General features: G+C 57.3%; 8 protein-coding genes. All 8 read left to right on the top strand.

The window, feature by feature from the left end; all coding sequences use genetic code 11:
* The first annotated feature begins 5 nt into the window (after window positions 1-5).
* The 8 genes from tssH to tagH all read left to right on the top strand — a co-directional run bounded on the left by tssH (window position 6) and on the right by tagH (window position 13,116).
* Window positions 6-2,723 carry a type VI secretion system ATPase TssH gene (tssH, locus tag ACR0DX_RS17790; RefSeq protein WP_170356422.1) on the top strand — a complete coding sequence of 906 codons (2,718 nt, stop codon included), beginning with the start codon at window positions 6-8 and terminating at the stop codon, window positions 2,721-2,723.
* A gap of 62 nt (window positions 2,724-2,785) precedes the next feature.
* Entirely contained in the window at window positions 2,786-4,021 is a 1,236-nt protein-coding gene (locus ACR0DX_RS17785) for a hypothetical protein (protein WP_170356380.1), read from the top strand.
* Window positions 4,022-4,088: 67 nt separating this feature from the next.
* Window positions 4,089-4,943 (top strand): ion transporter, encoded by an 855-nt coding sequence (locus ACR0DX_RS17780; RefSeq protein WP_170356381.1) that lies wholly within the window; start codon window positions 4,089-4,091, stop codon window positions 4,941-4,943.
* Entirely contained in the window at window positions 4,936-8,568 is a 3,633-nt protein-coding gene (gene tssB, locus ACR0DX_RS17775; protein ID WP_480846917.1) for a type VI secretion system contractile sheath small subunit, read from the top strand. The genes ACR0DX_RS17780 and tssB overlap by 8 nt, the downstream gene beginning before the upstream one ends.
* Window positions 8,569-8,602: 34 nt before the next feature.
* Complete coding sequence (locus tag ACR0DX_RS17770) at window positions 8,603-10,732, top strand: type VI secretion system tip protein TssI/VgrG (RefSeq protein ID WP_170356383.1); 2,130 nt, start codon at window positions 8,603-8,605, stop codon at window positions 10,730-10,732.
* 11 nt (window positions 10,733-10,743) lie between these two features.
* Complete coding sequence (locus ACR0DX_RS17765) at window positions 10,744-11,334, top strand: DUF6931 family protein (RefSeq protein ID WP_170356384.1); 591 nt, start codon at window positions 10,744-10,746, stop codon at window positions 11,332-11,334.
* 2 nt (window positions 11,335-11,336) lie between these two features.
* Window positions 11,337-11,642 (top strand): PAAR domain-containing protein, encoded by a 306-nt coding sequence (locus ACR0DX_RS17760; protein WP_170356385.1) that lies wholly within the window; start codon window positions 11,337-11,339, stop codon window positions 11,640-11,642.
* 10 nt (window positions 11,643-11,652) lie between these two features.
* Window positions 11,653-13,116 (top strand): type VI secretion system-associated FHA domain protein TagH, encoded by a 1,464-nt coding sequence (gene tagH, locus ACR0DX_RS17755; RefSeq protein WP_480846914.1) that lies wholly within the window; start codon window positions 11,653-11,655, stop codon window positions 13,114-13,116.
* Window positions 13,117-13,120: the final 4 nt, after the last annotated feature.

Here is a 13,120-nt window from a genome sequence, read left to right as displayed (position 1 = left end):
TGAAGATGACGGAAATCAGCCGCGTGTCGCTGTTCGGCAAGCTGAACAAGCTGGGGTATCAAGCGATCGAAGGAGCCACGGTGTTCTGCAAGATGCGGGGCAACCCTTATGTCGAAATCCAGCACTGGCTGCACCAGATTCTGAACGGTCAGGACAGTGATATTCACCGCATCATCCAGCACTATGATCTGGATCCCGGCAAGATCGCGTCCGAACTGACCCGTTCGCTGGACATGTTGCCGCGTGGGGCGTCCTCGATCTCGGACCTGTCGGACCATCTGATGGATGCGATGGAGCGGGGCTGGGTCTGGGGCTCGCTTCTGTATTCCGACAGCAAGGTGCGCACCGGCTATCTGATCCTTGGTATGCTGAAGACGCCTGCGTTGCGCAACATTCTGGCCAGCATGTCACCGGAACTTGCCAAGATCGGTGCCGATGATCTGGCCGACAAGTTTGCCGAAGCCACCGATGGCTCGCCCGAGGACACGCTGGGCGCGCAGGATGGTTCAAACGTCGGTGGCGGGGCCGAGCCCGGCGAGGCCAGCGGCGCGATGGCCCCCGGTGCCATGGGCAAGGGTGAGGCGCTGGAGCAGTTCTGCACCGACCTGACAGAACAGGCTCGCAACGGTGAGATTGATCCGATCGTGGGTCGTGACGAAGAAATTCGACAGATCGTCGATGTGCTGATGCGCCGCCGCCAGAACAACCCGATCCTGACCGGTGAGGCCGGGGTGGGTAAGACCGCCGTGGTCGAAGGCTTTGCCCTGCGCATCGCGCGCGGCGACGTTCCGCCCGCTTTGAAAGATGTACGCCTGTTGGTGCTGGATGTGGGCCTATTACAGGCCGGTGCCTCCATGAAGGGCGAGTTTGAAAATCGTCTGCGTCAGGTGATTGACGAGGTTCAGGCCAGCCCGACGCCCATCGTGATGTTTGTCGATGAAACCCACACATTGGTCGGGGCAGGGGGTGCTGCAGGAACTGGCGACGCGGCCAACCTGCTGAAACCGGCGCTTGCACGGGGCACGTTGCGCACCATTGGCGCGACCACATGGGCCGAATACAAGAAATACATCGAAAAAGACCCGGCTCTGACCCGGCGATTCCAAGTTGTACACGTCGAAGAGCCCGATATCCCCAAGGCGGTTCTGATGATGCGCGGAATTGCCTCGATGCTGGAAAAACACCACCGCGTACAAGTTCTGGACGAAGGGATCGAGGCGGCTGTCACGCTTTCCGCCCGCTATATCCCCGCACGGCAGTTGCCGGACAAATCGGTCAGCCTGCTTGATACGGCTTGTGCGCGGGTCGCGGTGTCTCAGCACGCGGTGCCCGCCGAGGTGGATGATAGCCAACGCCGGATTGAGGCCCTGACCACCGAGTTGGAGATCATCGAACGGGATGAAACCGCCGGATATGACGTGGCCGACCGGCGCGAGGCGGTGAATGTTGCGAAAGAGGCGGAAGAGGCGCGGTTGGCCGAACTCAACGGGCGTTGGGAGGCTGAGAAGAAAGTGGTCGAGGAAATCCTCGACCTGCGAGCTAAGCTGCGCGCAGGCGGGCAGGAGGTCGAAGGCACCAGCACCGCAGAGGGCGAAGCCGCGACCGAAGAAGCGCCGGATGCACAATCCATCGACCGCGATGCGCTGCTGGCGGAGCTAAAAGCCAAGAACAACGAGTTGGAAGAACTGCAGGGCGACAGCCCCCTGATCTTGCCCATCGTTGATCATCAGGCGGTGGCGAGTGTCGTTGGCGATTGGACCGGCATCCCCGTGGGTCGAATGGTCAAGGATGAGATCGAGACGATCCTGAACCTTGAAACCCGTCTGGCCCAACGCGTCATCGGTCAGGACCACGCGATGAAGATGATCGCTAAGCGGGTGCAGACCAGCCGCGCGGGGCTCGACAATCCCAACAAGCCCATCGGTGTCTTTATGCTCGCAGGTACCTCGGGCGTCGGTAAAACCGAAACCGCGTTGGCGCTGGCCGAGGTGCTTTACGGTGGTGAACAGAACGTCATTACCATTAACATGTCCGAATATCAGGAGGCCCATACGGTCAGCAGCCTAAAAGGCGCGCCTCCGGGTTATGTCGGCTATGGCGAGGGCGGCGTTTTGACCGAGGCAGTGCGGCGCAAACCGTATTCCGTTGTGCTGTTGGATGAGGTCGAAAAGGCCCACCCCGACGTACATGAGATCTTCTTTCAGGTCTTCGACAAGGGCGTGATGGAGGATGGCGAAGGCCGTGTGATCGACTTCAAGAACACGCTGATCCTGCTGACCTCGAACGTCGGCACCGAAATGATCATGGATATGTGCGCTGATCCCGACCTGATGCCGGAACCCGAAGGCATGGCTAAGGCGCTGCGCGACCCGCTGCTGAAAGTGTTCCCACCTGCGCTGCTGGGACGTCTGGTGACGATCCCATATTATCCGCTCAGCCCCGATATGCTGGGCGAGATCACCAAGCTGCAACTGGGCCGCATTAAGAAACGCGTGCAAGAGGCGCACGGTGTGCCGTTCGAGTACACGGATGCGGTGGTCGAAGAGATCGTCAACCGCTGTCAGGAATTGGACAGCGGAGGGCGTATGATCGACGCGATTGTGACCAACACGATGCTGCCCGATATCTCGGCTGAGTTCCTGAAAAGAATGATGGAAGGCCAAGAAGTTAGCAAAGTCGTGATCAATGTCACAGACGGCGACTTCACTTATGGATTTGACTGAGCGAGACCGCGCTTTTGACGGATCGCAAACCAATAGAATTTCGCCAGTGGAGGACCCCCTAGATGGCAAAGACAACAGTCACCAAACATAAGTTTTACGTCGTCGATCTGATCCGATCGAAGCCCAAGCTGGAATACATCGAAATCCCGAAATACCGGGTCGATGTGGCGTTTGAAATCACGAAATCGGGCAAGCTCAAGAAACCCGATCCGGTACCCTCTACGGCGTTGAAACGTTTGGAAGACGCCGGCCGGCAAGTGCTGGATGATTACGAAAAGACCATCACTCAAGAAGCTATCAAGCTGGACAAGAAGGTCGGCGAATTGATGAAGACGCCTGGGAAAAAGTCCCAGGCTGAAGCTGAAAAGCTAATTCAAGGCGTCAATCAGTCGATCAAGAATGCCATGGCTTCCGCCGAAAGCGCGGCCCAGGTGGCTATTGAAAAAAAGCTGAAAGATGAGGCCAACAAAGACAAGCTGCTGAAAGAAGCGCGCGTCAAAACCACGGTTAAAGTGACCATGGGTGTGGTCAAGATTAGCGGAGCCGTCGCGCGTTTGGTGGCAACTTCAGGTGCGGATGCGATGGCGTATAAGACCATCGCCAAGCAGGTCTATTCCCTGGGCAAAGAGCTTCAGCAACAGCTGAAGGGCGAGGAAAAGCTGCGTAAGGATCTGTACAAGGCTATCCAGAACTACATGAAGCTGCGCGAAAGCGTCATCATGCAGGCGGCAGAGCGTCAGGGCATTACGGATACTTCGGGTATTTCTGTGAAAAAGCCTCTGGAGGCGATTAAGAAGTTCACCGCCAAAGCGGTGGCGATGGGTGAGGAAGTCACCAAAGGCAAAGACCCCAAGACAATCGCAAAGAACATGCTGGATTTTGCGGCCAAGGCAGTCAAAGGCAAGGCGGATGACGCCAAGAAAGCCAGAGAGAAATATCGCGAACACACGACGAAGACGCGGCATAAAGTTGATGACCTGGGCGCATCTGCAGACAAGCTTATGAAGGCTGCCCGAGGGTCGAAAACCCTGAAGGAGGGTATCAAACTGGGCGCAGAGTGTATGAATGTTAAACGCTCGGCCAGTGAGTTGTCGAAAAAGCTGGAAGATCGGGAAAATTTCCTGACCGAAATGAACACTCTGATGGAAGGTAACGGACTAAAGGTGGATGACACAGCGATCATCGACAAGATTAAGGCGCTGGACAAGAAAACGATCGCGACAGAAGCCAAGAACATGTTCACCAACATCAAGACCGTGAAAGGTATGATCGACAATATCAGTGATGCTGTAGGATGATCGACATCTAAAAAGGCCGGGCGCATCACACGAGCGCTCGGCACCAGCAAGACGACAGGAGGCAAGGGTGGAAGACGGTATCGAGAAGAGCGAAACGCTCCGCGAAACCGTGCGCGCGTTCGTCGAACGCAAGGCGGTAACCAACACAATTCTGGGTGTGATCATTTTCAACGCAATCACGTTGGGACTGTCCACCTCACCTTCGGTTCAGGCCAATGTTGGTCATGTCCTTCGGGTTATCGATACTGTCGTGTTGGGAATTTTTGTGGCTGAATTGCTGCTCAAATTCTACGCTTACCGTCTGAGCTTCTTTAATAACGCCTGGAATATTTTCGATCTTGTGGTTGTAACGCTCGGCCTGCTGCCTAACCGTGATGGGTTGTCGGCGCTTCGGGGGTTGCGCGTTATTCGCGCCATGCGATTGCTGTCAGTCATTCCGCAGATGCGGTCGGTGGTGCAGGCGCTGCTGGACGCGCTGCCGGGGATGGGCGCGGTGATCATCATGATCTCGATCGTGTTCTATGTCTTTGCCGTCATGGCCACGCTGATGTACGGCCCAGATTTCCCCGATTGGTTCGGTACGCTGGGCCGGTCGCTTTACACGCTGTTCCAGGTCATGACGCTGGAAAGCTGGTCGATGGGCATCGTACGTCCGGTGATGGACGTGCATCCGACGGCCTGGATATTCTTTGTCCCCTTCATCGTCATAACGGCCTTTTCGGTATTGAACCTGTTCATTGGCCTTCTGGTCAACACGATGCAGTCGGCGGTTGAAGACGAGTCAGTGGAAGAGTTTTCGCACCTTCGGGACCTTGTTCGCAGTGAAACGGATATCGTGGACGAACACGTGATGGAGCTTATGGTCGAGGTTAAAGCCCTCCGCCGCGAGGTCGCGGAATTGAAAGGACAAGGCAATGGCTGACAACTCGCAAAAGTTCATTGCGCGTAACCGGGCGCCGCGCGTTCAAATCGAATATGACGTGGAATTGTACGGGGCCGAAAAAAAGGTCCAACTTCCGTTTGTGATGGGCGTGCTCAGCGACCTGTCAGGAAAATCCAACGCCGAGACCCCGTCGATTTCCGACCGCAAGTTTCTTGAGATTGACGTCGACAATTTCGATGACCGCATGAAGGCGATGGCCCCGCGCGTCGAATTCGCGGTGCGGAACACGCTGACCGGCGAGGGCAATCTTTCGGTTGATCTGACATTCGAGAAAATGGACGATTTTAGCCCGGCCCAGATCGCCGCCAAGATCGAGCCATTGCAGAAGCTGCTGGATGCACGAACGCAGTTGGCTACTCTTATGGCGTATATGGATGGTAAGGCAGGTGCAGAGGCGCTGATCGAGAAGATCTTGGCTGATCCTGCGTTGTTGGCAACGTTGGCCAGCAGTCAGGTTGATCAGCAAGATACACAGACAACACTCGATGCCCTGCGCGAAATGGCCCCAGAGGAAGCTCGTGATGATCGCTCGGTCGCCGATGCTTTGGCCTCTCTGCCCGACGCTGAAATTGAAGAGCCCACAGATGACACGTCAGATGTCTTGTCAAATCTTTCCGCAGCCGCGCCGCAAGACGCACCGGAAGACAGGTCTGTGGATGACGCCCTAGCTTCTTTGCCCGACGCCGTCGAAACTGACGATCCGCAGGATGAGTTTGCCGAAGTGCTTTCAGATTTGGCTGAATCCGCTCCTGACGACGCACAAAAGGACCGGTCGGTCGAAGACGCCTTGTCTTCGGTTCCTGAGGTGACACATGAAGACGCCGAGGATGATACCACAGGTGTTTTGTCTGATCTGGCGGATCGCGCACCGGAAGAAGTTACAGAACGTGATGCTCTCGAGGACGCATTATCGTCGTTGCCTGAGGTCGAAGACACAAGTGCGGCCGATCACTCGGATGTCTTGTCAAACCTCGCCGATGCGGCGCCAGAGGATGAGGCGTTGGACACCAGTTTGGATGATTTGCTGGGCGATCTGGCCGACATGGCTCCTGATGAGGACACAGCCGACGAAAGTTCTGCGGCAGAGGCACTGGCGTCGTTGCCCGATGCGGCCGAAGCAGAGGATACCGATGACAGCGACAATGTTCTGTCCGATTTGGCCGATGCAGTTCCTGATGACGGCCCAGAAGACACCAGCCTAGATGATTTGCTGGGCGATCTTGCCGACATGGCTCCCGATGAGGGCACGTCTGACGAAAGCTCTGCGGCAGAGGCTCTGGCGTCGTTGCCCGATGTGGCCGAGTTTGACGATGAGGACTCTGATCTTGATGACCTTTTGGCTGATCTTGCCGAGGCTCCCTCTGAGCAGGTTGACGCAAGTGATGACACCGATGACGTCCTGGCGTCCCTGCCTGACATTAACGAGGATGAGGACGCAGACAGTTTAGATGACGTTCTCGGCGATCTTGCCGAAGCTGCCCCGGATGAGGACGCGGAGGATGACGATGATCTTGACGCGCTGCTGAACGATTTGGCTGAAACCGCTACTGAGCCGGACAGTTCGGACGACATAGACTTGGATGAGCTTCTGGGCGATTTGAGTGCTGATGACACCGAAAGCGACGGCGAGGCGCAAGAGCCCGACTTGGATGACCTCGATTTGGACAGCTTGTTGGCAGAAGACGAGACTGAAACCGAGGAAAGCAGCGAAGTTGACTTGGATGATCTGGATCTGGACGACCTGTTGGGGGATTTGGATGACGTATCCGAAGCCGAAGAACAGGGCGATGCCGATTTGGATGACTTGCTTTCAGGCGATGACGAATTGGATGACGCATCCGTTTCCCAAGAGGTCAAGACGGATGGCGAACCGGTGCTGGCCTTTGGCCGCATGAGCGCCGACCGGCCCGAGCCGGAACAGTTGAAACGCAGCCGGTTCCGCATTGCAATCTTCGGTGATTTCTCGGGCCGTGCGGCGCGGGGGCAGATGGAAACTGGCGATACGCTGGCTGCGCGCGCGCCGATTCTGCTGGACGCCGATACAGTCGAAGATGTGATTTCAAGCTTTGCCACCAACTTGGTTCTGCCCATCGGTAAGGACGGCGCGGGGATCGAGGTCAAGCTGACCGAACTGGACGATCTGCACCCCGACGAGCTGTATGAAAAGGTCGCGCTGTTTGAAGGGCTGTCGGGCCTGAAAGGCCAGCTCGGCGCCGGAGCTACCGCCGATCACGCGGCGAAACAGTTGACGGCATGGGGAGAGGAATTCGGGCAGGCCGTGGTGCCGCCGCGCAAAACGTCGGGTGGCAATACCGTGCGGGCTGATCTGAAACTCAGTGATTTTCAGAAGCTGATCGGAGATACGAGCGGAGAGCTGGCGCAGCCTTCTCCGGTGGATGATCTACTGAAACGGGTGGTCGGACCGCATATTCGCAAATTGCCCAGCCCGGACGTTGCGGCGATGAAAACAGCGGTGGATGAGGCGCTGAGTACGGCGATGCGCATGGTTCTGCATCATCCCGAATTCCAGTCGATCGAGGCGCAGTGGCGCAGTCTGGACCTGATCGCGCGCAGCGTTGAGGATGACGATACGCTGGACGTGATCCTCTATGATGTTTCGGCCGAGGAGATTGCGGCCGATCTGGCGTCGGAAGAGGATTTGGCCCAGACCGGGTTGGTTCGTCTTCTGACCGAGGAACCCTTGGACGAGGAAAACGGGCGCGGCGGCTATTCCGCCCTGATCGGGCTTTATACGTTCGAGGAAACCCCCCCTCATGCGGAGCTACTGGGACGTATCGGCCGGGTCGCGGCCCATGTGGATGCGCCTTTCATTAGCGCGATCACCCCCGCCTATCTGGACATCAAGAAAGAGGATCGCCACCCGCTGGTGGTTAAAGCCTGGGATACGTTCCGCGCGATGCCCGAGGCCGGGCATGTCGGGCTTGCCTCACCCCGCTTTATGCTGCGACGGCCCTATGGGGCCAAGTCCGAGCCGATATATGAGTTCGACTTTGAGGAATTCACCGAAGCTGAAGGTCTGCGTGGGATGCTGTGGGCCAATCCGGCGGTGTTGGTGACAATCCTGTTGGCGCAGTCCTTTAAGCAAAATGGCAAGGCGATGAATCTGGGGTCCGTCATGAGCCTTGGTGGGGTGCCCTATCATTTCGTCAACGACCGATACGGTGACCAGGTGGCGCTGCCCTGTACCGAACGCAACCTGACAATGGACAAGCACGAACACTCGGTTCAGCGGGGCTATATGCCGGTGCTGTCCGTCAAGGGACGGGATGAGATCCGGCTGGGCTCGTTCAACTCGGTCGCCGGGCAAGAGCTTCTGGGGCCATGGTCGGGTGTTCCAGCCCCGGCGCCTTCGCCAGATGTTCCTGATGAGCCCGAAGTCGACGAAATCGAGATGGTAGAATCTCAGCCCGAGGATGACTTTGATCTGGATGATCTGGATGATCTGGGGCTGGAGGACGATACCGGTTCTGGTGACTCGGGCGATTTGGATGATTTCCTTGCTTCCTTCGATGACGATGCGGAAGAAGACGAGGATGACGACGAAATGGACCCGGAATTGGCCGCATTATTGGCTGATCTGTAACGGCGTATCCAACGCGATTTGGAAGGATTAGGAAATGTCTGACAGTCTGCAAAGTAAGGAATGGCCGCTTCGGATCACGGGCAGTTACAAATATAAGGAAGACGAGCTTGTCATTCGTCGCGCGATCATCACCGAGAAGATGGGTGAACTGACTGAGATCCAGGTCGAGATGCTGTCGCCCGACAAAACCATCAAGCTGGAAGAGCTGCTGGGTAAAATTCTTACAATCCATATGGCTGCGGCTGAGGGGGAAGAACGCAAGTTCACGGGTACGATTGTGCGCGTTGAACGGCTGGCGCTGCGGGATGGGTTCGTGCATCTGCTGGCCGACCTGCGCCCGTGGTTTTGGATGCTGCAACAGACCACCAACAGCCGCATCTTCCAGAACATGACGGTCGACAAGATCATCGAAGATGTTTTCAAAGGGCACGGATTCTCGGATTTCCAGAAGAAGCTGAGCGGAACCTATGAACAGAGGGAATATTGCGTTCAGTACCGGGAAACCGATTTCGACTTTGTCTCGCGCCTGATGCAGGAAGAGGGCATCTATTACTTCTTCGACTATGCGAAGGCGAACAACAAATATGAAACGTTGGTCCTGTGTGACGGGCTGTCGGGACACACGCCGCTGACCGGGAGTTCAGACCTGTTTTACCGGGCGGGCGACGATTATGAACAGCGCCTGCCCGACAGCGTGACCGAATGGGCCAGCGCGCAGCAAATCGTTCCTGGTGTTGTTGCTTTAGGAGATTTCAATTTTGAGACACCCAGTGCCAAAATGGCCTCGGTGTCGAAAACCATCCTTTCGCCCGATCACAAGCACAACAAGTACGAGCTGTATGACACGCCGGGTCATTATATTGACGCCAACAAGGGCAAGCCCCGCGCGCAGGTTCGGATGGAGGCTGAAGAAACCGAATATGACCGCCGCCGGGGCCGTGCCTCGGTCCGGGCGATGGAGGTGGGCAAGACCTTCACCTTGAAGGAACATCCCGACAAAGATCAGAACCAGGAATATCTGGTCACGGCGGCTACCTTTTATCTACAGACGACCGAAGGCTACGGTTTTGAAAAGAATTCCAAAGACTTGGATACAGGCGCGTTGGAATTTCCCGAAGACAACAGCGAAATGTATATGGTTGAATTCGACGTTCAGCCCAAAAAGGTTCAATATCGTAACGCCCGCACTACGCCCTGGCCCGAGATTGCAGGGCTTCACACGGCCATAGTCACCGGCCCTGCGGGCAAGGAAATTCACACTGACAAATATGGCCGGATCAAAGTTCAGTTCCATTGGGATCGTGTGGGCAAGAAGGACGAGAAGACGTCTTGCTGGGTGCGTGTTGTCACCCCGTGGTCCGGTAAGAACTGGGGCATGATCCATATCCCCCGGATTGGGCAAGAGGTCGTCATCCAGTTTGAAGAGGGCGATCCCGACAGACCCATCTGCACCGGCATGTTGTATAATGCTGAAACGATGCCGCCCTATGATCTGCCGGCAAACCAGACGCAGTCCGGGATCAGGACCCGGTCGTCTGAAAAGGGCAAACCCGACACGTTCAACGAGCTGATGTTCGAAGACAAGAAGGATGCGGAACTGGTGCGCTTTCAGGCGCAAAAGGATCATGAGAAGCTCGTCAAGAACAAGTCTACGGTCACGATAGGCTACGACAAGCTGGACACGGGCGGCAACGGCGGCGACGGTTGCCTGAGCCAGGTGGTGAAGAAAGACGTGAATGAAACGATCAAGGAAGGGGATCATACCTTCACGATTGAAACCGGCAGCCAGAAGGTCAGCATCAAGACTGACCAGACTGAAACGATCGAGGGCAAATCCACCCGCACCGTTACCGGCAACGACACCGAAACGATCAAGCAAGGCAACATGGTCACTTCGGTCGATTCCGGTAACAAAACGACGACTGTGAAACTGGGGAACATTCAGGTCGATGCCAAGGCGGGCAAGATCACCATGACAGCCATGCAGTCAATCGAGCTGAAAGTCGGGACCTCGTCAATTAAGCTGGATCCGACCTCGGTGACGATCAAAAGCACAATGATCAATGTGCAGGCGACCGCCAAGATGGACGCAAAAAGCCCACTGACGACGGTCAGTGGCGATGCTATGCTGACCCTTAAGGGTGGCGTGACGATGATTAACTAAGGGGCGAACGGATGAGCGAACGATTTGCCAATTTGACCAAGACACCCCAGATGCCTGCCGCCCGGATGCTGGCGGATGCCAATGCGCGGCTGGGCACCAAGCTGGATGCACCGGCCAGTGCGCCTCTTGACGTTGTTCTGGCCGAGCTTGAAGAAAAAGGTGCACCGATTGACATGTTGCGGTTGCTGGGCGTGGCTCTGCCGCCGCGCGAACGGGTCTGGTGGTCGTGTCTGGCTGCGCGCGACTATATCGGAGCCGCGCCCGATCACAACACGCCATCTCTGGCGGCGTCTGAGGCTTGGGTGTTTCGCCCGACGCAGGAAAATCGCGAAAAGGCCGAGCATACGATTGATCTGGCCGAGCCCGATGATGAGACCATAAATTGCGCCATGGGCGTGCTCTATGCCGACGGCACGCTTGGCACGGGCGAGCTTGCGTCGATGCCGGCCCCGCATGGCGCAGCCGAAGCGCTGGCATTTGCGATGAATGTCACAGCGATGGGCTATCATGATGGCGATTTCGACGCCTATGTGCAATTGCTGATCGACCGTGGCCTTGATATCGCTCGTGGTGGAAACGGCAATCTCGAGGCGAAGGAATAGACATGGGATTTCCACAAGCCCGCGTCGCGGATCTACACACCTGTACGTTTCTGGCCCCGCCGCCTGCGCCCCCCGCGCCGGTGCCTGCGCCGATGCCGATCCTGCCGCCCTGCTGCCCCACAGTGTTGGTGGGCAAGATGCCTGCCGCTCGCATTTTTGACATGGCCACACCCGCCTTTCCGCACCCGATCATCAAAGGCTCGGCGACGGTACTGATTGGCAAGATGCCAGCTGCGCGGGTGATGGATACCTGCGCCTGTGGCGGACCTATCGTCAAAGGTGAATTTACCGTGCTGGTCGGAGGATGAAGACAGAAGAATGACGGTCACGCTCAAATTCCAATCCACCGGCGTCGTGCCGGGCGACGGGCGTCCTGTATCGATGCAGGGGGGATCGCTGACTGTAGGGCGTGGTCCGGCCAACGATCTTGTACTGCCCGACCCCGAGCGGACGCTCAGCAAGAACCATTTCGTGATCGAGGATCACAATGGCAACGTGGTGATCGTGGACCTGTCGACCAACGGGACCTTTCTGAACTATTCAAAGATTGCTTTGGGTCGAACGCCGACACCGCTGAACAATGGCGATGTGTTGACGGCTGGCGGTTATGAGATGGTGGTCGAGATCGGCGCCGATTTACCCTCGTTCGAAGAGATGATCCCGCAGCCGATGCAGCAGGGCAATGTCTCGCCCGGACAGTCGCAAAACGCGCCGGATCCCCTGGATTTGCTGGACGCGTCCTCGCCGGGCGGGGATTTTCTGGACGACCTGCTGGGTGGTGAAGCCCCCAAAGGACCGGGTCAGATCGCAACACCTGATCCCATGGACGAACTGCTGCCACCGCTCGGTGATGATGACCCGTTCTTTGCCAAACCTGCCGATGCGCATCAGGGCTTGGGGGCGAGCGACCCCATGCACAATCCCTCGGCCACGGATGCGTTTTCAGCACCCGCCAGTGGCGGCGGCGCGAACCTGATCCCCGACGATTGGGATGACGATTTCCTGTCGCCGCAAGAGCCGTCCTCTTCGGACCCGTTTGCTGCGCCACCGCCGCAACCGGCCGCTCCACCGGCCAAGCCAACACCGGGCGGGCGTGCGGCGCCACCTCCGCCGTCGGAACCAGTGGCTCCGGCCCCTGCGCCCGAGCCTGAGAATGAGCCCACAGTGGTCGAAACGTCTGCGCCTGCTGCTTCAAGCGGCGATCAATCCGCCGCCCGCGCGCTGCTTGAGGCGCTTGAGGTGGACGATCTGCGCATCGACGATGCGGACCTGCCTGCCACGATGGGCCGGATGGGGCGCGTGTTACGGGCAATGATCACGGGTCTGCGCGAAATTCTGATGACGCGTACCTCGATCAAGTCTGAATTCCGCATTGACCAGACGATGATCAGCGCTGGTGGAAACAACCCGCTGAAATTCTCGATCAGCGCCGAACAGGCGATCGAGGCGTTGGTGAAACCGCGGGTCAAAGGCTACCTCGCTTCTGAGGAGGCCACCGCCGAGGCGTTGAACGATATCAAGGCCCATGAGGTCGCCATGGTCACAGGGATGGAGGCCGCGCTCAAAGGCGTGTTGTCGCGGCTCGACCCCGAGGTGCTGGCCGGGAAAATCGAAGGCTCCGGCAAACTTGGGTCACTTTTCAAGGGTAAGAAGGCCCAATATTGGGAAGTGTATGAAAAGATGTATGCGGAAATTTCGGATCAGGCCGAGAATGATTTTCACGATCTCTTCAGCCGGGAATTCGCGCGTGCGTATAAGGAACAGCTGGAAAAGCTGAAGTAACGCC

It is taken from the genome of Ruegeria sp. D3, assembly GCF_056534465.1.
This window is presented reverse-complemented; position numbering and strand designations above follow the sequence as displayed.